Raw genomic sequence first — 21,770 nt, 5'->3', positions numbered from 1 at the left:
CACCCCCAGGTTTAGGACTGCGCACCTGCCAGGCGCAGCAGTCCGGCACCCGCATCGTGTCAGGGACCGGATGACGCACATAGCCCGCGTGGTGAATACGCGCGGGCAGCGTGACTTTCTCGCACTCCGCCGCTTCATAAGGCACCTGCTGCAGCAGATGGGTAATGCAGTTGGTTCCGTTGAGTGTGAAGACATTTTTGTTATCCCTGTTGCAATCATCATTAAAGCGCGGAAAAAAGCCAGTAAAGCGTGGCGGAAAGCAGGGCCGCCGCCGGGAGCGTCAGCACCCAGGCCAGCACCATGTTACGCAGCGTGCTGAGCTGCAGGCCGCTGCGGTTCGCCGCCATGGTGCCGGCAATGCCGGAGGAGAGCACGTGAGTGGTCGATACCGGCAGGCCAAATCCACTGGCTGCGCCGATGGTGCCCATGGTCACCAGCTGAGCGCTGACGCCCTGGGCGTAGTTCAGCGGCGCTTTGCCAATTTTCTCGCCCAGTGTGCTGACGATGCGACGCCAGCCGACCAGCGTACCGAGCCCCAGCGCCAGCGCGACGGCGATTTTGACCCATGCCGGAATGAACCGGGTCGCACCTTCCAGCGCTTTGCGCAGCGCCTGCAGGGTTTGCGCGGTTGCCGCCGGCAGCTGCAACGTGTTGTCCGCCTGCAGACGTTTAATGGTTTCCGCGCTCAGGTACAGGGCATTACGCACGCCGGCGACCCGATCGGCAGGCAGCTGGCTCAGCGATCCGTAGCGGGCCAGGGTGTCGCCCGCTGTGCCAGTCAGCTGCGCCAGCGCAGGCAGCACGCGGGGATCGGGTTCACCGGTTTGCAGGTAGGTCGTCAGCACCGCCCGGGCATCCTCCACAACACCAACCGGTGCCAGTGCCTCCAGCTGCTGCTGTGCTTTGTGTGACAGCGTCACGATTTGTGCACTGTCGCCCTCCGTCAGCGTGCGGTTCAGTGAATAGGTCACCGGCAAGGCCGCTATCAGAATCAGCATGATTAAGCCCATGCCTTTCTGCCCGTCATTCGATCCGTGCGCAAAAGAGACGCCGCTGCAGGAGAGAATCATCAGGCCGCGAATCCAGCGGGAAGGCGCCGCCTGTGCGCTGGCGGTCTGGCAGAGCGCCGGGGATTTCACCAGTCGCTTGATCGCCAGCAGCAGCAGTGCCGCGCAGGCAAAGCCCACTACCGGTGAAAGCAGCAGCGCATTGCCGATGTTCAGTGCCTGACCCCAGTTAACCCCGCTCAGCGCACTGCGGCCCTGTGACACGGCATGTGCAACGCCGACGCCAATAATCGCGCCGATCAGCGTGTGGGATGAGGAGGCGGGCAGTCCACGCCACCAGGTCGCCAGATTCCAGAGGATGGCTGAAAACAGCAGGGCATAAATCATCACAAAACTTTCATGGCTGCCGGTCTGGACAATCAGCTCCACCGGCAGCAGCGACATCATGCCAAAGGCGACCGCACCGGAGGAGCATAAAACGCCGAGGAAGTTAAACAGGCCAGAGAGCACCACGGCCACCGTGGGCGAAAGGGAACGGGTATAGATAACGGTGGCGACCGCATTCGCGGTGTCGTGAAAACCATTGACGAACTCAAATCCCAGCGCGGCCAGCAGGGCCACCGCCAGCAACATCAGCGGCAGCAGACCGCTGAGGGTGAGGCCGGACTGCTGTATATCCTCCGCCAGTTTACTGCCGGCAAATACCAGCCCAAGCAGAATCAGCGCGATGAACAGCATAGGGGGGCGCAGACGGGATGTGTTGCGGGCGGTCATCCCGGACGCTACGCCCGGTGCAGAAACGTGAGCCGGCGGGACGTTGAGAGAGTCACTCATTAAAATTCTTCCTGTTGATCGCGAAGGCAGCATAAGCACAACGATTAGGGCGACTAACATATAAAGGATTTGTGAAAGATTTATGACAGCGTTGTCAAAAAAGCGTCATACGGCTGCAATCTGCTTGTGCAGCCCGCCGGATGAGTCGCAGCATTTGACTTAATCGCCTGATTGTTAAGACGAAGAAACGCCCGCTGGCAATTATCTTAAAACCGGTGGCGCACGGCGCTACGGCGGCCTGCAGGCTGCTGACAGCGCCCCAGCAGCGCCAGCCAGCGCCAGGAAACCCACCGTTGCGCTTATGCAGGTCACGCTGGCGTCACCGCGCGGCACGCTGACCGCCGTTAACGCGCCGCCACATTCTGCTCACACTTAAGCCTGATTTAATCTTTGCCGCGTAAGATGCGGCTGTAGTCAAACCATCTGTAAACGAAGAAACGATTGTGCTACGACGGGCGAACCTCTGCCCGTAACCGGCATCTACAGATGGCGTACTGCACTGTGCAATTTGTGTGGAGAGTTCCTTTGCTGCGATTACTGTTTTTGCTGATGGGCGGACCGGCGTTACGGGCCGGATGGGGCTATCTGCTGGCGCTGAGTGCCCTTTGCGCGGCGGCCAGCCTGGGCATTACCTGGGATTTACTGCAGCACGGACACTTATCTTTTCCGCTGCATGTGCTGGGGGCGCTGCTGGTACTGGAAGGGATCATGGAAGCGTTTCACGCTTTTCCGGTCAGACGCGGCATGGCCTGGGCTCTGCTGGCCAAAGCGGCCGGGCTGGTCCTGGCGGGCGTGGCGGTTTTTCTCGCCTCACACGACAACAGCGGCTGTGTTTCGTGGGGCTTTGCCCTGATTTTCTTACTGGATGGCGGCTTTCGCATTATCGCCTGCTGTCTGATGCGCTGCCGTCGCTGGACGCGCAAACTGCTGCTGGGCGGCGCGGAAATGCTGTTCAGCGTGATGATTGTGACGCACTGGCCGCTGGCGCCGCATGTGATTCTGCCGCTGTGCTTTGCTCTGCTGCTGGCGGGCTGGAGTCTCAACCTGCTGAGTATGGCACGGCAGATCCACGCGCTGCCGGAGAACAGCAGCGTGACCGGCTTACCGCTGTTTACCCGCAAGGGGCTGCGTGCGCCGCACGGACTGAACTATGCGCATCCGCCACTGGACAACGCGCTTCCGGCGGAGCCGCTGACAATCTATATCTGGACGCCGGTGGGCTCCGGGGATGTGGTGGGCCGCCGGCCGTGGTTTGATCGCTGGGTCGCGGCGATCGATCACCACGGCAAGGTGTCAACCGGCCATACCTCGCTGGAGATGGGCGAAGAGATCTATATCAGCCTTTATCCGGCGGACGATGTGTCACGGGATTTCCGCAGTTTCCTGCAAACCCTGCGCGCGAAAGAGGAGTTTGACGTAGAGGGCAGCTTCCTGCCTTCGCTGGAGCATGAGATTAAAGCCTGGTGCCGACCGGACAAGCGCCTGACGCTGACGCACTATAACCAGACCGCGCTGCGCAATTACTGGCGCCAGCATCATGCGCACACCCGGTATAACCTGACTTCACGTAACTGCTCGACCAGCGTGATCGAAGCGCTGGATGTGGCGACAGAAGGCTTGCTCGGCACGCGCGGCATGCTGGGCCTGCTGGTGTTGCTGAATCCGGATTTCTGGTTATTAAGCTTAGTGCGCAGTCGCGCGGAAGGCATGACGTGGACGCCGGGTCTGGTGATGGACTACTGCCTGCTGCTGCGGCGCGTGCTGGCACCGGCGCAGCGCTATCACCGCTATCGTACGCTGCTGCTTAGCCTTATTACCGCCTCTGCACGGAAAAAACCGGCGCCGGGCCGCTGAGTGCGCTCAGGAGGGTGGCTTCGCTCCGGCGGAATGTGCCTGGCGCGCTTCGCGCTTTTTCACCGCCGATCTCTGCCGCGTTATGCAGAGGTGGTGGTGAAATAAATCGATAAACAATAGTCTTACTGACGCTATATTAACCGCCACGCTAACGCGCTACCTTGCCTGAATTCCCTGCAGTCAACGAGGCTGGAAAGCGTGTTTTCATCGTCTGTAACCCCGACCCTGCGCGGGCTGCTGTTTTTGCTCTGCGCCGCGCTCACCGGCAGTAAGCTGAGTGTTGCAGCGATTTCTGCACGCGATAATCAGCAGTTCCCTGGCCTCATCCGTGAACCCCTGATGCTGCAAATCACGTTGCCAGACGGTCAGCCGGCGTTACTGGACGCCTTTGTCACCCGGCCTGACGGCCCTGAACGCTGGCCTGTGGCGCTGATCACGAACGGCACCACCGGCAACGCGGCATTCGATCGCTGGGAACTGAACCCGAATCGCATGTCCGGCACCGCCCTGGCTTTTGCCCGTCACGGCTATGCCGCAGTGGTGGTGTTGCGGGAAGGGTATGGCTATTCAAGCGGCGGCGCAGAGTACACAGGCGGAACCTGTACGCATCCGCAACATTCTCTGGCACGGCAAAAAGACACGGCGGATCTGCTGGGCGCGCTCAACGCCATCAGGCAGCAGCCCTGGGCCTCGCCCCATACCACCGTTCTTGCCGGGATGTCTGCCGGCGGATTTGGTGTGCTGGCCGCCGCTGCCGGGCATCCCGCCGGCGTTCAGGCGATTATCAATTTTGACGGGGGCAGAGGGGCCGCCGGCGGAGGCGCGTTGTGTGATGAAACCGGCCTGTTAGCTGCCTTTAGCGCGATGGGGCGCGCAACCCGTATTCCTTCACTGTGGCTCTATTCGCAAAATGACAAATTGTTCTCGCCGCAGACCGGCCAGGCTTTTGTTAAGGCGTATACATCGGCAGGTGGCCTGGCCCGTTTTATCGTGATGCCACCTTATGGTGACAATGGTCATGTGTTTATGGATTCTGCGCCGGAAGCATTCTGGTGGCCGCAGGTGGCAGACTTTCTGCGTAAACAGGGGCTGCCTGTTGAAGCGAAAGTGGCTGTCAGCATGAAGCCAATGCCGTTACCCCACACCATCAATAACGCGGCGGGGGCGGCAGCGTTCAGGGAATATGCCTCTGCGCAACGCGATGAGAAAGCCTTTGCAACGGATGATCACGGGGACTGGGGCATCGCTTACTGGGCACGCACCACCGGCGAAGCTGCGGCATTAGCACAACAACACTGCCTGAAGCATCAGCAGGATGCGCGGCAACCCTGCGCGGTTTACGCCATCAATAATAACGTTGTGGCGCGTTAGAACGCGGCCGGACAACATGACCTGAGCCACAGAGGGAAACCCTGAGCGGTCAGGTAAGCAGCCTCAACACCTCCGCCAGCATCCTGCCGCGCCGCCCGCGAAGCGAGCCGCATCGCGCCTGCCGCCGCAGGCCGGGCACCGTCTGTGCGCCCGGCAGTTTTTCTCTCCCTGACTAGGCGGGTTGCCCGCCTTTTTCATAAACTGATGTGCGACATGCTGTCATCCGCAGCTAACCGGCGAATAACGGTTACTGCGTTGTCACTCATCAGGCAACGGGAAGGGTTGCCTTAACATAAGGGAAAATGATGCCGTTAGTTATTAGTGAACTCTCTGGTGCACCGGTGTGGGTGCCCGCGGTATTGCTGGTCACGCTGTCATTCGCCGTGGGGTTTCTGGCGAGATTTATTATTCTGCGGTTTGTGCGCTATGAGCAGAGCCGTGACAAAAAACTGTTTAAATCGCTGGAAAAGCATCTGCGCGGTTCGCTGTTTCTGTTTCTGCCGCTGATATTGATTAACGCCGGGTTCAACTACATCAACATCCGCCCGAATGCGCTCTATTTCATCACCACAACGCTGAATATCTTTATTATTCTTTCCGTCTGTTCGGTGCTGATTCGTCTGATCAACGTCGCGCAGGATATGCTGTTTATCCGTTATGACATCAATCTTTCCAATAATCTGCGCGCGCGCAAAATCCGCACCCAGTTAATGTACGTGAAGAAGATCGCCATCGTGCTGATTGTGATTCTGGGCCTGTCGATGATTCTGCTGAGTTTTCCCGGCGTGCGGAAATTTGGGACCACTATTCTGGCCGGTGCGGGCGTGGCGGGTATCATCATTGGTTTTTCGCTGCAGAAAACCCTGGTTAACCTGTTTGCCGGTATCCAGATTGCCTTTACCCAGCCGATCAAAATTGACGATGCCGTGGTGGTGGAAAAGGAGTGGGGCTGGATCGAGGAGATCAACCTCACCTATGTGGTGGTGCGCCTCTGGGACTTGCGCCGGCTGGTGCTGCCCATTACCTACTTTACCGAAAACGCGTTTCAGAACTGGACGCGTAACAACGCGCAGATACTGGGCTCTGTGTTTCTCTATCTTGACTACTCGATGCCGCTGGCGCCGCTGCGTCAGCATTTTGAAACCGTGTTGAGTGAAACCAAACTCTGGGATCGCGAAACGCAGGTACTGCAGGTGACCGACACCAGTGAAAAAACCATGACCATTCGCCTGCTGATGACGGCGCAAAATTCACCCACCGCGTGGGATCTGCGCTGCTACGTGCGGGAAAAAATGATTGAGTTTGTGCAGCAGAACTACCCGCAGAGCCTGCCGCGCTTTCGGGCCAGCCTGGATGAGGCTGAACGACCGGAGGCACCGGCTGACCGCTAAAGCCGCGACAGCGGCCGGCAGGAGCTGCTATTATCTGCCGCGCCGCGCAGCGGGATGGCTGCGCGGACTTCGTTCATTTCCTTTATTAAGAATCAACGCTTTCCGGCCAGATACGGGCCGGAAGGGCATGGGGTAGAGCAGTAATGTTTCATGATGCCGGCATTATCAATTTGTGGACTTTCCTGGCGGGTGCGCTGGTGATTATTTTATTACCAGGCCCCAACAGCCTGTATGTGTTGCGCACCGGCATGGGCCGCGGCGCCAAAGCGGCGAGCCGCGCCATCGCAGGCGTGATGCTCGGTGACCTGGTGCTAATCTTTCTCGCCTGGGCGGGGGTGGCAACGCTGATCCGCACCAGCCCGCATATTTTTATGCTGGTGAAATACCTCGGCGCGATGTTCCTGCTCTATCTTGGCGCGAAAATTATTATTGGTTCGCTGCGCCAGCGCGGCAGCACATCCCCTGCTGAGCCGGTAAAACAGGAGAACTATTTTCTGCGCGCGCTGCTGCTTGGCGTCACTAATCCGAAAGCGATTCTATTCTACGTGTCGTTTTTCATTCAGTTTATTGACCCGGCGGTGACCCATACCGCGCCCGCGTTTGCACTGCTGGGTATGCTGATTCAGCTCATCAGCTTCAGCTATTACACGCTGCTGCTGCTGGCCGGTGCGATGATGGTACGCTTCCTGCGCAGCCGCACGCGACTGGTGAAACTGGCGAATGTGCTGACCGGCATGCTGTTCTTTGGCTTTGCCGTGCGGCTGGTCAGCGCGCAGGGCTGATGCGGTTAACCGGCGCTATTCAGGACAACCGGCGTCGCACTTCAGCCTTGCTGGACGAGCGGGAAAACAGAGGAGTTAACCTGATGGCATGGATTCTGCTGATTGCGGCCGGATTACTGGAAGTGGTGTGGGCCTTTACCATGAAAATGTCTGAGGGTTTCACCCGGCCGCTCTATGCCGCCATCACGCTGGTGGCGGTCGTGGCGAGTTTTGTCATGCTCGCCTGGGCGATGCGTTCGCTGCCGCTGGGCACGGCCTATCCCCTCTGGACCGGCATCGGGGCGGTGGGATCCTTTCTGGCCGGATGGTGGTGGCTGGGAGAATCCGCCAGCCCGCTGCGTATTGCTGCGGCAGTGTTTATCGTGGCCGGCCTGGTCATGATGAAACTGGCGCCGTAGCGCCGCTCGCCTTAGCCAGTCCGGCGTCAGCCCCTCCCGGCGCAGCACGACCGGGAGATTAACTGCCCGCGGCTGTCAATGCCCCACCGTTTTTGAAAACAGCTGCATCACCACCACACCCGCAATAATCAGCCCCATACCGGCCAGCGCGGCCAGATCCAGCTTTTGCCCGTAAAGCACATAGGACGCCACGCTCACCAGAACAATCCCCAGTCCAGCCCAGGTGGCGTAGGCAACGCCGACCGGCAACGTCTGGACCACCAGCGAGAGCATCCAGAAAGCCACCGCGTACCCGCCGATCACCAGAACCAATGGCAATGGTTTACTCAGGCCCGCCATCGCTTTCATTGAGGTGGTGGCGATCACCTCTGCCAGAATGGCAATTGCCAGAAAAAGATAGCCGTTCATGCCTGTCCCTTTTCGTTCACCAGGTTATCAGTCTGGCAGAGGAATGCTGCAGGCGAAAACTTTCCCGCCAGTCAGGCTGTGTGTGGCTGCTTTTCTGGAAAGGGTGTTTAGCACTTTCCAATAGTTTCTGGTGCAGCGCTGCGTCATTTTTGTGCACCGCTGCCGCAGGCCACGCCCGCGCACAGCCATAAGTATTCCATCTTGTATCCAGGCGCGTATCCCGTCTGGCCTGGCCATCTGCGCCGCACGGTGAGCCGATAACTGGCACGCATAGTGCAATGTTTCCGATACCTTTCAGAATCGGGAAAACGCCCATGTTTGATGCACTACTGGATGAAGATGCCACCACGCTGGCGGGATTAATCCGCTGCGGCGATCTCTCTGCCCGCGAACTGACGCAGGCGGCCATCGACCGCATGGCGCAGCGTGAACCGCTGATCAAGGCTTTCTGTACCGCCACACCGGAACGGGCGCTGGCACAGGCGCAGGCGGTTGACGCAAAACGCGCGCGCGGTGAGGCGCTGGGGGCGCTGGCCGGCGTGCCGCTGGCGGTAAAAGATTTAATCTGCACCGCAGGCGTAACAACCACGTCCGGATCGGCGGCTTATGCCGGATTTGTACCGCAGGAGGATGATATTACGGTTGAGCGCCTGCTGGCCGCCGACGCCATTCTGCTGGGCAAAACCACCGCGCCGGAATTTGGTTACAGCGGAGTCGGGCATAACCCACTGTTTCCCTCACCGCGCAATCCGTGGGACACCGATAAAACCCCCGGCGGGTCCAGCGCCGGTTCCGGTGCCGCACTGGCCGCGCGGCTGTGTCCGATCGCGCTGGGCAGCGACGGGGGCGGTTCAGTGCGTATTCCGGCCGCGCACTGCGGCGTATATGGTCTGAAAGCCTCGATGGGGCGCGTGCCGCTGTGGCCGGGCTGTCGCGATGAACGTTATCCCGGCGTCTCCAGCTGGGCATCGCTGGAGCACATTGGCCCCATGAGCCGCACCGTACGCGACAGCGCGCTGATGATGTCGGTGATGGCCGGACCGGACATGCGTGACCGGCAATCGATTCCGTGCAGCGACATTGACTGGCTGGGTAGTCTGGACAAACCGCTTAGCGGATTGCGTATCGCCTTCAGCGCGGATTTTGGCTATATCGCGGTCGACCCGGAAGTCCGCCAGCTGATCGCGGCAGCGGCGCGCCGCTTTGCCGCCGATATCGGGGCAGAGCTGGAAGAAGTGGATCCCGGCATCAGCGATGAAAGCGCCGCCTTTGCAGCGCTGGTGGCGCAGGAGAGCGACCTCAGCGGGATGCGGCAGCTGGCGCAACAGCTGGGGGCTCGCATGTCACCGCACCTGCGTGCGCTGCTGCAGCGCGACTGGCGGGCGGAGCAGTTTACCGATGCCAGCACCGTACGCAAAAAGGTGTGCAATCAGCTGTGGCGCTTTATGCAGCGTTATGACCTGCTGCTTTCACCCACCCTCTCTGTGCCACCGTTTGCCCTGCATATGCAGGGGCCGGAAGTCATTGATGGCCGGATGGTGAGTAGCGATCACTGGCTCTCTTTCTGCTTCCCGTTCAACTTCACCGGCCAGCCGGCTGCTTCGGTGCCGGCCGGTTTCACCGCCAGCGGCTTGCCGGTCGGTATGCAAATCGTCGGGCGTCATCTGGATGACGGCCTGGTGCTGGCGGCAAGTGCCGCGTTTGAGCACACCCAACCCTGGAATCACCGTTACCCCGCTGTTTTCGGAGGCGTTCATGCATAATACCCCATCACCTGCGCTGGAGCAGGAGTTTGAACACGAGCCGGTACCGCTCAGCCATCGTCATTCCACCGGCGCGGTTGCTGCGGTGTGGTTTGGTTTTCCGATGATCCTGACCAACGCGCTGTTTGGCGGCATTATCACCTGGCATCTCGGCTTCTGGCCTGCGCTGCTGGCGATTCTGCTGGGCAACCTGGTGCTGTTTGCCTATGTCGGTGCGCTGAGCTGGTTTGCCGGCCACACCGGCATGAACTTTGCGCTGCAGGCCAGACGAACCTTTGGCAGCAAAGGCTACATACTGGTTTCCGGCTTTCTCTCAACCGTGGTGATTGGCTGGTATGCCTTCCAGACCGGCTTGACCGGCACGGTGATCGAGCAGACCTTTGGCTGGAACGCGCTGGCCGTGACCGCCTTCGCCATGGTGCTGTATACCGGGGTCACTTTCCTCGGCGTGCGCGCGCTCTCCGTACTCGGGATGATCGCCGCGCCGCTGTTTGTGGTGCTGGGGCTGGTGGCGCTCTGGCTGGTGGCGCAGCAGCACGATCTAAGTGTGATTACGCACTGGCAGGGCAGTACCACCGCGGCGGGCGTGATGAGTATGGGAACCGCCGTTACCATGGTGATCGCCGGCTTTGCTGATTCCGGCACCATGACCGCCGATTTCACCCGCTGGTCGGGAAATGGTAAATCCGCGGTCATCGCCGCCTTTTCCGCGTTTCCGCTGGCAAACGTGATCGCCTACCTCTTTGGCGTGGTGATTGTTGCCGCCGGTGCGGCGGTGGACCCGCTGACCAACGGCGGTAACTTTCTGCCGCTGCTGATGGGTCATGGCACGCTGCTCTCGGTGGTGGCGTTTCTGTTTGTGTTTATCAACCTTGGATCGGTGTGTACGCACTGCCTGTATAACGGAGCCGTGGGTTTTAGCCACCTGTTCCAGAGCAGGATGCGTTTATGGACGGTGATCCTCGGGGCCATCGGCGGCGCGCTGGCGCTGGCCGGGGTGTGGTCGTACTTCCTTGAATGGCTTAGCCTGCTGGGCATTGTGGTACCGCCGTTTGGTGCAGTCATGATTGTCGATCTGATTTTCATGGCGCGCAGCAGTGAGCAGCGTCCGGCGCGCCGTCTGCGCGGCAGCGCCTTTGCCGGCTGGGCGATCGGCAGCCTCTGCGCAGTGATCGCGCATGTGGCCTTTCCACAGGCGGGTGAAGCGGTGATCGGGCTGCTGACCGCCGGACTGAGCTATACGCTGATCGTTAAACGAAAAGGTGAAAACCCCTTACCGCAGCTGGAGAAGAACAATGTCTGATTATCAGATCGATTCCACACCTTATGCCTGGCCGTTTGACGGCGGCTGCTCAGCAGACGACACCGCGCTGCTGATCATTGATATGCAGACTGATTTCTGCGGCAAAGGGGGATACGTTGACAGCATGGGCTACGATATTGCCCTGACGCGGGCACCGATCGAACCTCTGCAGCGGGTACTGGCCTGCCTGCGTGAGCGGGGCTTTCCGGTGATTCATACCCGCGAAGGGCATCGCCCGGATCTGAGTGACCTGCCTGCCAACAAGCGCTGGCGCTCCAGGCGCATGCACGCCGAGATCGGCGCAGCCGGGCCGTGCGGGCGAATACTGGTGCGCGGTGAACCGGGCTGGGAGATCATCCCGGAGCTGGCCCCATTACCGGGTGAGGTGATCATTGATAAACCGGGTAAAGGATCGTTTTACGCCACCGATCTGGAGCTGATTTTGCGGAGTCAGGGAATCCGCAACCTGATCATCACCGGGATAACCACGGATGTCTGCGTGCACACGACGCTGCGGGAAGCTAACGATCGCGGTTTCGAGTGTCTGGTGCTGTCCGATTGCTGCGCAGCCACCGAGCGGCATCATCATGAAGCCGCGCTCAGCATGATTCATATGCAGGGCGGCATTTTCGGTGCGGTTGCCTCGTCGGCAACGCTGCTGGCCGCGCTCAATCCGCAACCTGCGGTGCGGGTCGGGTAGAGACAGAGGCGGCCCGGGTGGGTCGCCTGCTTGCACTTGTCGGTAAGGTTAACTGACCTGATGCAGCGCTTCGCCCACGGCGTCAAACAGCCGATCCAGTTCGGCAGGCTGGGCATTGAACATCGGGCCGAACTGCAGCGTATCGCCACCAAAGCGTACGTAAAATCCGGCTTTCCACAGCGCCATACCGGCTTCAAACGGGCGTACCGTCGCGTCGTTGTCGCGCGGTGCCAGCTGAATGGCACCGACCAGGCCACAGTTGCGAATATCCACCACGTGCGGGCAGGAACGCAACCCATGCAGCGCGCGTTCAAACGGCGCGGCCAGCTCCGCCGAGCGGGCGATGAGCGCGTCCTGCTCCAGCACATCCAGCGTGGCCAGCGCGGCGGCGCAGGCCACCGGATGCGCTGAATAGGTATAACCATGCGCAAACTCAACCGCGTGTTCCGGCAGCGACTGTGACATAAAGGTGTGATAAATCTCCGCGCTGGCTACCACACCGCCCAGCGGAATCGCACCATTGGTGATCTGCTTGGCGAAGTTCAGCAGATCCGGCGTTACGCCGAAATAGTCCGCGCCGCTCCAGCGACCCATGCGGCCAAAACCGGTGATAACCTCATCAAAGATCAGCAGGATATTGTGCTGCGTACAAATCTCTCGCAGCCGCTGCAGATACCCTTTGGGCGGGACAATCGCGCCTGCTGAACCGGAGAGCGGTTCGACGATCAGCGCGGCGATGTTTGCCGCGTCGTGCAGCTCAATCAGTTTAAGCATCTCATCCGCCAGCGCCACGCCGCCGCTCTCCGCCTGACCTGGCGTAAAAGCAAGATGGCTTTGCAGCGTATGGGGCAGATGGTCAACTTCCATAAACTGACCGAACATTTTACGGTTACCGCCAATGCCGCCAAGACTGGTGCCGCCAATGTTCACGCCATGATAGCCACGCGCGCGGCCAATCAGCCGGGTTTTGGCAGGCAGGCCTTTGGCTCGCCAGTAGGCCCGCGCCATTTTTACGGCCGTATCCGCCGACTCTGAACCCGAACCGGTAAAAAATACGTGATTAAGATCGCCCGGCATCAGTTGAGCAATGCGATCTGCCAGACGAAAGGAGAGGGGATGGCCATACTGAAAGCCGGGTGAGTAATCCAGCGTGCCGAGTTGTTTTGCCACAGCGGCCTGAATTTCACTGCGCGTATGGCCTGCGCCGCAGGTCCACAGACCGGACAGGCTGTCATAAATCTGACGGCCTTTATCGTCCGTCAGCCAGCGGCCCTCTGCCGCCACGATAAAACGGGGATCGCGCTGGAATTGCCGGTTAGCACTGAACGGCATCCAGTGCGCCTGCAGGTTTAATGAAGCCGTGTTGACGGAATCAGACATGATGTTTTCTCCGGTAAGCCTGCGGGCAGTTTGCAATCAATGCTTAGTTGAGTTAAATCCTTAACAACTCATGTTCAGTTATGGATTAACTCACCTATATGAAAGCGAAATCGCTGGGGCAGATCACGGATTTTGACCTTCGGCTGCTGAGAATGTTTAAAACCGTTGTGGAGTGCGGCAGTTTCACAGCAGCGGAAAGCGTGCTGGGCATTACCCGATCGGCCATCAGCCTGCATATGAGCGATCTGGAAAAACGGCTGGGCATGCGTTTGTGTCAGCGCGGCCGCGCCGGCTTTGCGCTCACCGATGAAGGGCGGGAGATTCTGCGTCACAGCGAAAGCATGATGGCGGCGGTGGAAAATTTCCGCCAGCAGGTGAATCAGATGCACAAACATCTGCGTGGCGAGTTCAACATCGGCATTATCAACAATCTGGTCACGCAGCCGCGGATGCAAATTACCGATGCGCTGGATGCCCTGCGCGACGACGGTTCAGAAATTCATATCAACATCAGCATGTTGACGGCGGCTGAGATTGAGCGCGGGCTGATGGATGGCCGGCTGCACGCCGGCGCGCTGCCGCTGACCGCACCGGTTTCCGGGCTGGTTTATACGCCGCTGTATGAAGAAATTTCCCAGCTTTACTGCAGCCGTGAGCATGCGCTGTTCGGCACAGCGGCCACCGCAAAGGCAGAAGCGCTGAGCCATTATGATGCGGTTGCGCCAGCATTTCGCACGCCGGCAGAAGCCATGCAGCTGCAGCAATCGCTGACGTGCACGGCGACCGCTTCCGATCGCGAGGGGATCGCCTTCCTGATCCTGACCGGTCGCTTTATCGGTTTTCTGCCGGACCACTACGCTGCGCAGTGGGTGGAAAAAAAGCTGATGCGCGCTATTGCACCCGAACAGCTGCGATATAGCAGCACTATTGCACTGGTAAGGCGTCAGGGGCAGCGTCACAACGCCATTCTTGAACGATTTATGCAGGCGCTTACCTTACCGTCCACAAGCCTGACCGGCTGATCTGGTTTTTGTAGTTACAACATACTATTAATGTATCAATGAAACTCTGGGACAGTGCGGCCTGTGGGCTAGCCAGAAAACGCAGGGGCGGCGGGGCAGGATAGAAACAGTGAAGCAGGGCAGAGACAGCAGGCAGGGCAGAACAAAGCAGGTGCGAGCAGAGGCAGAAACAGCAGGCAGGGCAGAAGCAGCAAAGCAGGTACGAGCAGAGGCAGAAACAGTCAGGCAGGGCAGAAGCAGTAAAGCAGGTGCGAGCAGAAGCAGAAACAGCCGGGCAGGGCAGAAGCAGCAGAGCAGGGGCAGATTTTATAAAACAACAAGAAGCAGGTTGCATCACAGCGCTCGCTCAGCGTGAGGCTGGGGAAACATCCGGCTGAAAAAAAGCAGGGCAGCATAAAGCTGCCCTGAAATACGTTATGCCCGCATCGGCTCACCGCGTACCGGACGATCGCCGGCAACGAAGTAATCCGCCGTGCTGCGAGGCAGCGGCTGGCGCCCGCGGATGTTATCCGCAATCTTCTCGCCAATCATAATGGTGGTGGCGTTGAGATTACCGGTGATGATCAGCGGCATGATAGAGGCATCCACCACGCGCAGGCCTTCCACACCGTGCACCCGACCTTCGCCATCGACGACGGCCATCGCATCATTGCCCATTTTACAGGTGCCGCACGGATGATAGGCGGTTTCAGCGTGGTTACGGACAAACTCATCCAGCTGCTCGTCGGTCTGGCAATCAATGCCCGGGCTGATTTCGCGACCGCGATATTTGTCCAGCGCCGGCTGATTGATGATCTGGCGGGTGATGCGAATCGCATCACGGAATTCATGCCAGTCCTGCTCATGCGACATGTAGTTGAACAGAATCGCCGGATGACGGCGCGGATCGCGCGATTTAATCCGCACGTGGCCGCGGCTGGGTGAGCGCATTGAACCGACGTGGCACTGGAAACCGTGCGCTTCCACCGCATTGGAGCCGTTGTAGTTAATCGCCACCGGCAGGAAGTGGTACTGAATATTCGGCCAGGTAAACTCTTCCCGGCTGCGGATAAATCCACCGCCTTCGAACTGGTTGCTGGCACCAATACCGGTGCCTTTGAACAGCCACTCCGCACCGATTTTCGGCTGATTCCACCACTTCAGCGCCGGATAGAGGGACACCGGCTCTTTACATTCATACTGCAGGTACATTTCCAGGTGGTCCTGCAGGTTTTCACCCACGCCAGGCAGGTCGTGCACCAGCGGGATATCGAATTTTTTCAGCAGTGCAGCATCACCCACACCGGAACGCTGCAGGATCTGCGGCGAGGCGATAGCACCGGCGCACAGCAGCACTTCGCGACGCGCATGCACGGTATGTGAGGTGTCGCTGCCGCCCTGCAGATACTGAACGCCGACGGCGCGTTTGCCGTCGAACAGAATCCGATCGGTGGTGGCATGCGTAATAATTTTCAGATTCGGGCGCGTTTTTGCCATGTCCAGATAGCCACGCGCGGTGCTGGAGCGGCGACCCTGCGGCGTAACAAAGCGGTCCATCGGCCCAAACCCTTCCTGCTGATAGCCGTTCAGATCCTCGGTGCGCGGGTAACCCGCCTGAACACCGGCTTCAATCATGGCGGCAAACAGCGGGTTGTTGTCCGGTTTGCAGGTGGTAATGCTGACCGGACCGTCGCCGCCGTGATAATCGTTCGCGCCAATGTCGCGCGTTTCCGATTTACGGTAGTAGGGCAGGCAGTCGAGATAGCTCCAGCGCTCCAGCCCCGGCTGCTGCGCCCAGTTATCCAGATCCATCGCGTTGCCGCGGATGTAGCACATACCGTTGATCAGCGATGAGCCGCCCAGGCCTTTGCCGCGTCCGCACTCCATCCGGCGGTTATTCATGTAGGGCTCAGGTTCGGTTTCATACGCCCAGTTATAGCGTTTTCCCTGTAATGGGTAAGCCAGCGCCGCAGGCATCTGCGTGCGAAAATCGAAACGGTAATCCGGGCCGCCAGCTTCCAGCAGCAGCACATTAACGTTGCTGTCTTCGGTCAGTCGGGTAGCCAAAACGTTGCCTGCGGATCCGGCTCCGATAATGATGTAATCAAATTCCATTCGTCGCTCCTCAGGTTTAAGCGTGATTAAAATACTGACTGGAAACGGGTCATCTCGACCTGTACCGATTTCACCTGGGTATAGTTTTGCAGTGTCATTACGCCGTTTTCACGGCCGATGCCTGAATGCTTATAGCCGCCCACCGGCATTTCAGCTGCGGATTCACCCCAGGTGTTGATCCAGCAAATGCCGGCTTCCAGCTGATGAATCACGCGATGCGCGCGGTTAAGGTCGTTGGTCACAATGCCGGCGGCCAGTCCGTATTCGGTATCGTTGGCGCGGCGTACCACTTCGTCTTCGCTTTCGTAGGTCAGGATGGACATCACCGGGCCGAAGATCTCTTCACGCACAATGGTCATGTCGTCGCGGCAATCGGTGAACACGGTGGGTTCCACCCATGCGCCTTTGTCGAACGCGGCACCCTGCATGCGCTTGCCGCCGCACAGCAGGCGTGCACCTTCACTGATGCCGGTTTCGATATAGCGCATAACGTTATCCCGGTGCGGGAAGCTCACCAGCGGGCCGAAGTTGGTCGCCGGATCGTTCAGATCGCCCGCTTTGATACGCGCCACGCGAGCGGCAATTTTCTCTTCAAACACCGCCTGCCATTTTGCCGGCACAAACACGCGGGTGCCGTTGGTGCACACCTGGCCCGAACTGTAGAAGTTGGCCATCATCGCAATGTCTGCTGCCAGATCGAGATCGGCATCATCAAAAATAATCAGCGGTGATTTGCCGCCCAGCTCCATCGTGACCTCTTTCAGCGTCGAGCTGGCCGCATTTGCCATCACCTTTTTCCCGCTGGCCACGCCACCGGTGAAAGAGACTTTATCGATGCCCGGGTGATCCGTCAGCAGCTGGCCTGTCACCGCGCCGCGTCCGTTCAGCACGTTAAATACGCCGTCGGGAACGCCCGCTTCGCTGTAGATTTCCGCCAGCTTCAGCGCCGTCAGCGGTGTAACTTCGCTGGGTTTAAAGATCATCGCGTTACCGGCCGCCAGCGCAGGCGCAGATTTCCACAGGGCAATCTGAATCGGGTAGTTCCATGCGCCGATACCCGCCACCACGCCCAGCGGTTCACGGCGGGTATACACGAATGAGGTATCACGCAGCGGGATCTGCTGACCTTCCAGTGACGGAATCAGCCCGGCGTAGTACTCCAGCACGTCAGCGCCGGTGACAATATCCACTGCCTGGGTTTCGCTGAAGGGTTTACCGGTGTCCAGCGTTTCCAGCTCTGCCAGCTCATCGTTGCGCGCACGCAGGATGTCCACAGCGCGACGCAGAATGCGTGAACGCTCCATTGCCGTCATCGCCGCCCAGATTTTCTGGCCTTTTCTGGCTGCGGCAACCGCGCGATCAACATCCGTCTGTTCTGCTTCGTGCACCTCGGCCAGAACGTCGCCATTGGCCGGGTTGATGGTCTGAAAAGTGTTGCCCGCAGCGGACGGAACGTATTTACCATCAATGTACAGCTGCTGTTCGGTGAATCGGGACATGGTTTCTCCTTCCTCAGTGATTCGGTGTGCCAGCCAGTTGCTGACGAATGAATTGGGTGGTGAGCGTTCTGGCTATCGCCAGATTGAACGGCTTACCGCTCAGCGCGGCGCGCAGCCACAGGCCATCGATGAGTGAGGCCAGGCCGTGCGCCGCCAGCCGGGCCTGTTCGCGCGGGATTTCGCGGCGAAACTCTGCCACCAGCGTGGAAAACAAGCGGCGGCTGCTGACCCGTTCCAGGCGACCAAGCTGCGGCTGATGCATGCTGCTTGCCCAGAAGTCCAGCCAGGCCTTCATCGCGGCGCTGTGTACCTGGGTTTCATCAAAGTTACCCTCAACAATGGCCAGCAGGCGCGCTTCGGTGCTGGCGTTCGCCAGAGGTTTCAGTCGGGCGGCAACGGCATCACGCAGCTGACGCGTGACGTCACGCATGGTGGCCTCCAGCAGCCCGTTCTTATCCCTGAAATAGTGGCTGATGATGCCGGTCGAGACCCCGGCACGGCGCGCAATCTGCGCAATCGTCGCGTCGTTGATCCCCACCTCGTTAATCGTGCTCAGCGTTGCATCAATCAGCTGCCGACGACGAATCGGCTGCATTCCCACCTTTGGCATGACTCCAGCTCCACCTCAATGTTAGAACACTATTAAAACTTTTTTTGATTGCACGTTCAATATAAAAAAGAAAGTTGTTAGAGTACTGTGCTTCGTTTGTTACAAAAGCCAAACGGTGCGCTACGCTTGCTAGCGATTTATCACCGTGCTTAACCGCCCTGAGGAGAAAACAGGAAGTAAAACAACAAGGCCTGATGCACAGGTCGTCTTATTTTTATGTGTTATTACAGGAAATTAACCAGAGGTAACCGATGATTAATCCACCTGCCAGTGAAAAAGACAGAATCAATCCCGTGGTGTTTTTTACCTCGGCCGGACTGATTCTGACGTTTTCACTTGTCACCATTCTCTATAGCGATCTGGCCGCGGGCTGGATTCAGACGGCGGTCAACTGGGTGTCGTCCACCTTTGGCTGGTATTACATGCTGGCCGCCACGCTCTACATCGTCTTTGTGATTTACATGGCCTGTTCGCGCTATGGCGCGATCAAGCTCGGGCCGGAACAGTCCAAACCGGAGTTCAGCCTGCTGAGCTGGTCAGCGATGCTGTTCGCGGCCGGCATCGGTATCGATTTGATGTTTTTCTCCGTGGCAGAGCCGGTCACGCAGTATATGCAGCCGCCGGAAGGCGCCGGGCAGACGCTGGAAGCCGCCCGTCAGGCCATGGTGTGGACGCTGTTCCACTACGGCGTAACCGGCTGGTCAATGTACGCGCTGATGGGCATCGCGCTGGGTTATTTCAGCTACCGCTACAACCTGCCGCTGACGATTCGCTCCGCGCTTTACCCGATTTTTGGTAAGCGCATTAATGGGCCGATTGGTCACACGGTGGACATCGCCGCCGTGATTGGCACCATCTTCGGTATTGCCACCACGCTGGGTATTGGTGTGGTACAGCTTAACTACGGGCTGAAAGTGCTGTTTGACGTGCCGGAAGGGCTGACGGCGCAGATGGCGCTGATTGTGCTGTCGGTGGTCATCGCTACGATTTCCGTCACCTCGGGTGTGGATAAGGGCATCCGTATTTTATCGGAACTCAACGTCGCGCTGGCGCTCGGGCTGATTCTGTTTGTGCTGTTTATGGGCAAAACCGATTTTCTGCTCAATGCACTGGTGCTGAATGTCGGCGATTACATCAACCGTTTTATGGGTATGACGCTGAACACCTTTGCCTTTGATCGTCCGGTGCAGTGGATGAACAGCTGGACGCTGTTCTTCTGGGCCTGGTGGGTGGCATGGTCGCCGTTCGTGGGGCTGTTCCTGGCGCGTATCTCGCGTGGCCGTACCATTCGCGAATTTGTGCTGGGTACGCTGATCATTCCGTTTACTTTCACCCTGCTGTGGCTGTCGGTGTTTGGTAATGCCGCGCTGTACGAAATCATTCACGGCGACGCCGGTTTTGCTCAGGAAGTGATGGCGCATGCCGAACGTGGCTTCTACAGCCTGCTGGCGCAGTATCCGGCGTTTAAGTTCAGTGCATCGGTCGCCACGATTACCGGTATGCTGTTTTATGTCACCTCGGCGGATTCCGGTTCGCTGGTGCTGGGTAACTTCACGTCGAAACTCAAGGATATCAACAGCGACGCGCCCAACTGGCTGCGTATCTTCTGGTCCATCGCCATCGGGGTGCTGACCATGGGCATGCTGATGACCAACGGGATTTCGGCGCTGCAGAACACCACGGTGATCATGGGCCTGCCGTTCAGCTTTGTGATTTTCTTTGTCATGGCTGGACTGTATAAATCGCTGAAGGTGGAAGATCATCGCCGCGCCAGCGCCAGCCGCGAAACCGCGCCTTATATCGCCGCCAGTAACGACCGCCGCAGCTGGAAAAAACGGCTGTCGCGCCTGATGAACTATCCCGGCACGCGCTATACCCAGCAAATGATGGAGACGGTGATCTTCCCGGCGATGCAGGATGTGGCGAAGGAGCTGGAACTGCGCGGAGCCCGCGTTTCGCTGGAGAACGTAGCAGCCGCAGAGGGCCAGCCGCTGGGCCATCTGGACCTGCGCGTGGATCTGGGCGAGGAGCAGGACTTTGTCTATCAGGTCTGGCCGCAGCAGTACTCGGTACCGGGCTTTACCTATCGCGCCCGCAGCGGTAAATCGCATTATTTCCGTCTGGAAACCTTCCTGCTGGAGGGCAGCCAGGGCAATGATCTGATGGATTACAACAAAGAGCAGGTGATCATCGATATTCTCGACCAGTACGAGCGTCATCTGAACTTTATCCATCTGCACCGTGAAGCCCCGGGCAGCAATATTACTTATCCGGGCATCTGAACCTTCGGGCAGCCGCCAGCCGGCTGCCCGCGCTTTTTCCCGCGCCTTTCCGCGCACAATGCGCAACGGCAGCTAGACTAGTTAGTCAGTCTGAAGGGGAAAGAGATGAAATTAGGTTTCGCGTGTAAGTATTTCGATCACGAGGCTAAACAGCCTTATCCATTCAAAAGCACCACCCGCACGCGCTTTCTGGGCATGGAAACCGATGCCGCCACAACGCTGTTGTTTGAGCTGGCGCGTAATAACCTGCAAAACCTGTATCGCACGCTGGAACAGCTGGCCACGGAGCCGGAAGCGTTGCGAATGATGCGTATTGGCAGCGATCTGCTGCCGCTCTATACGGTGCCGCAGGCCACCCAGCTCTACGGCGACATGCTCAGCGATCTGCAACCGTTGCTGCAGCGCTGCGGTGAGTTTGCCCGGCAACACGCTATCCGGTTGTCCTTCCATCCCGGCCAGTACACGGTGCTGGCCTCTGATAATGACGGCGTCGTCGACAGAGCGATTGAGGATGTGGAGTATCATGCCACCTGCGCCGTGCTGATGGGCTACGGTCGGCAGTTCCAGGATTTCAAAATCAATATTCACATGAACGGCAAAAAAGGCATTGACGGCTTTACTGCGGCGTTTCAGCGCCTGAGCCCGGAAGCCCGTAACATGCTGACGGTGGAGAACGATGAGATCTCCTGTGCGCTGGATGATGTGCTGCAGGCGCGCCAGCTGTGTCCGGTGGTGCTGGATATCCATCATCACTGGGTAAAGGAGAATCAGCACATTATGCCGGATGACCCGCGTATCGCGCTGATCCTCGAATCCTGGCGCGGCGTCCGGCCGGTTCTGCACTACTCGATCCCGCAGGAGGGGTTGATTCCGGAAAGCGGCTTCCCTGACCAGAATGCGCTGAGTGCGTCAAAGCCGAAGCTGCGCGCCCATTCGGATTACTTCTTTAATCCGACGCTCAATGACTGGGCGCTGTCCTTTACGCCTTTCGATATCATGTGTGAAGTGAAAATGAAGAATCTGGCGCGCGACCAGCTGTATGCATACAGTCGCGCGCGGGCAGCGTAACGCG

General features: G+C 58.9%; 17 protein-coding genes. 11 read left to right on the top strand and 6 right to left on the bottom strand.

The features are described 5' to 3' along the window. Positions 1-221: 221 nt before the first annotated feature. Positions 222-1,781 (bottom strand): inorganic phosphate transporter, encoded by a 1,560-nt coding sequence (locus D8B20_RS18940; RefSeq protein WP_261388125.1) that lies wholly within the window; start codon positions 1,779-1,781, stop codon positions 222-224. A 585-nt stretch (positions 1,782-2,366) separates the two neighbouring features. On the opposite strand from D8B20_RS18940, the gene D8B20_RS18935 reads away from it, so the two are divergent. From D8B20_RS18935 to D8B20_RS18915, 5 genes are all read left to right on the top strand, one after another. Then, on the top strand, positions 2,367-3,695 hold the full coding sequence (locus D8B20_RS18935) for a DUF4105 domain-containing protein (protein WP_145891204.1): 1,329 nt from the start codon (positions 2,367-2,369) through the stop codon (positions 3,693-3,695). Between the two features lie 198 nt (positions 3,696-3,893). After that, positions 3,894-5,066, top strand: a complete 1,173-nt coding sequence (locus tag D8B20_RS18930; RefSeq protein WP_145891202.1) for a dienelactone hydrolase family protein — start codon at positions 3,894-3,896, stop codon at positions 5,064-5,066. 305 nt (positions 5,067-5,371) lie between these two features. Beyond that, entirely contained in the window at positions 5,372-6,457 is a 1,086-nt protein-coding gene (locus D8B20_RS18925) for a mechanosensitive ion channel family protein (RefSeq protein ID WP_186454467.1), read from the top strand. 143 nt (positions 6,458-6,600) lie between these two features. Continuing rightward, positions 6,601-7,239 (top strand): leucine efflux protein LeuE, encoded by a 639-nt coding sequence (leuE, locus tag D8B20_RS18920; protein ID WP_145891198.1) that lies wholly within the window; start codon positions 6,601-6,603, stop codon positions 7,237-7,239. Positions 7,240-7,322: 83 nt separating this feature from the next. Continuing rightward, positions 7,323-7,637, top strand: a complete 315-nt coding sequence (locus D8B20_RS18915) for a DMT family transporter (RefSeq protein WP_145891196.1) — start codon at positions 7,323-7,325, stop codon at positions 7,635-7,637. A gap of 75 nt (positions 7,638-7,712) precedes the next feature. Here the strand turns inward: D8B20_RS18915 and D8B20_RS18910 are convergent, their stop codons facing one another. Next, positions 7,713-8,045 carry a DMT family transporter gene (locus D8B20_RS18910; RefSeq protein WP_145891194.1) on the bottom strand — a complete coding sequence of 111 codons (333 nt, stop codon included), beginning with the start codon at positions 8,043-8,045 and terminating at the stop codon, positions 7,713-7,715. A 314-nt stretch (positions 8,046-8,359) separates the two neighbouring features. Here D8B20_RS18910 and D8B20_RS18905 point away from each other — a divergent pair, with 314 nt between their 5' ends. Genes D8B20_RS18905 through biuH form a run of 3 tightly spaced genes read left to right on the top strand, consistent with a single transcriptional unit; the run spans position 8,360 to position 11,811 of the window. Further along, positions 8,360-9,808 (top strand): amidase, encoded by a 1,449-nt coding sequence (locus D8B20_RS18905; RefSeq protein WP_145891191.1) that lies wholly within the window; start codon positions 8,360-8,362, stop codon positions 9,806-9,808. After that, complete coding sequence (locus tag D8B20_RS18900; RefSeq protein WP_145891189.1) at positions 9,801-11,111, top strand: purine-cytosine permease family protein; 1,311 nt, start codon at positions 9,801-9,803, stop codon at positions 11,109-11,111. Before D8B20_RS18905 ends, D8B20_RS18900 begins: the two co-directional genes overlap by 8 nt. After that, positions 11,104-11,811 carry a biuret amidohydrolase gene (biuH, locus tag D8B20_RS18895; protein WP_145891187.1) on the top strand — a complete coding sequence of 236 codons (708 nt, stop codon included), beginning with the start codon at positions 11,104-11,106 and terminating at the stop codon, positions 11,809-11,811. The genes D8B20_RS18900 and biuH overlap by 8 nt, the downstream gene beginning before the upstream one ends. A gap of 48 nt (positions 11,812-11,859) precedes the next feature. Here the strand turns inward: biuH and aptA are convergent, their stop codons facing one another. Continuing rightward, on the bottom strand, positions 11,860-13,191 hold the full coding sequence (gene aptA / locus D8B20_RS18890; RefSeq protein ID WP_145891185.1) for an omega-aminotransferase AptA: 1,332 nt from the start codon (positions 13,189-13,191) through the stop codon (positions 11,860-11,862). Between the two features lie 98 nt (positions 13,192-13,289). Here aptA and D8B20_RS18885 point away from each other — a divergent pair, with 98 nt between their 5' ends. After that, positions 13,290-14,213, top strand: a complete 924-nt coding sequence (locus D8B20_RS18885) for a LysR family transcriptional regulator (RefSeq protein WP_145891183.1) — start codon at positions 13,290-13,292, stop codon at positions 14,211-14,213. A gap of 414 nt (positions 14,214-14,627) precedes the next feature. On the opposite strand, the gene betA is transcribed toward D8B20_RS18885, so the two are convergent. The 3 genes from betA to betI are packed head-to-tail and all read right to left on the bottom strand — an operon-like array spanning position 14,628 to position 18,416. After that, complete coding sequence (gene betA / locus D8B20_RS18880; RefSeq protein ID WP_145891181.1) at positions 14,628-16,307, bottom strand: choline dehydrogenase; 1,680 nt, start codon at positions 16,305-16,307, stop codon at positions 14,628-14,630. Between the two features lie 26 nt (positions 16,308-16,333). Then, positions 16,334-17,806, bottom strand: coding sequence for a betaine-aldehyde dehydrogenase (gene betB / locus D8B20_RS18875; protein ID WP_145891178.1), 1,473 nt, complete (start codon positions 17,804-17,806; stop codon positions 16,334-16,336). A gap of 13 nt (positions 17,807-17,819) precedes the next feature. Continuing rightward, a complete protein-coding gene (gene betI / locus D8B20_RS18870) occupies positions 17,820-18,416 on the bottom strand; it encodes a transcriptional regulator BetI (RefSeq protein ID WP_145891176.1) in 597 nt (198 codons plus the stop codon). A 251-nt stretch (positions 18,417-18,667) separates the two neighbouring features. On the opposite strand from betI, the gene D8B20_RS18865 reads away from it, so the two are divergent. Together D8B20_RS18865 and uvsE are read left to right on the top strand one after the other, a co-directional pair. After that, positions 18,668-20,698: a choline transporter gene (locus tag D8B20_RS18865; protein WP_145891174.1), complete on the top strand. Its 2,031-nt coding sequence runs from the start codon at positions 18,668-18,670 to the stop codon at positions 20,696-20,698. Between the two features lie 105 nt (positions 20,699-20,803). Beyond that, positions 20,804-21,766 carry a UV DNA damage repair endonuclease UvsE gene (gene uvsE, locus D8B20_RS18860; protein ID WP_145891172.1) on the top strand — a complete coding sequence of 321 codons (963 nt, stop codon included), beginning with the start codon at positions 20,804-20,806 and terminating at the stop codon, positions 21,764-21,766. Positions 21,767-21,770 lie beyond the last annotated feature (4 nt).

This window comes from Candidatus Pantoea soli (assembly GCF_007833795.1).
GTDB classification, from domain to species: domain Bacteria; phylum Pseudomonadota; class Gammaproteobacteria; order Enterobacterales; family Enterobacteriaceae; genus Pantoea; species Pantoea soli.
This window is presented reverse-complemented; position numbering and strand designations above follow the sequence as displayed.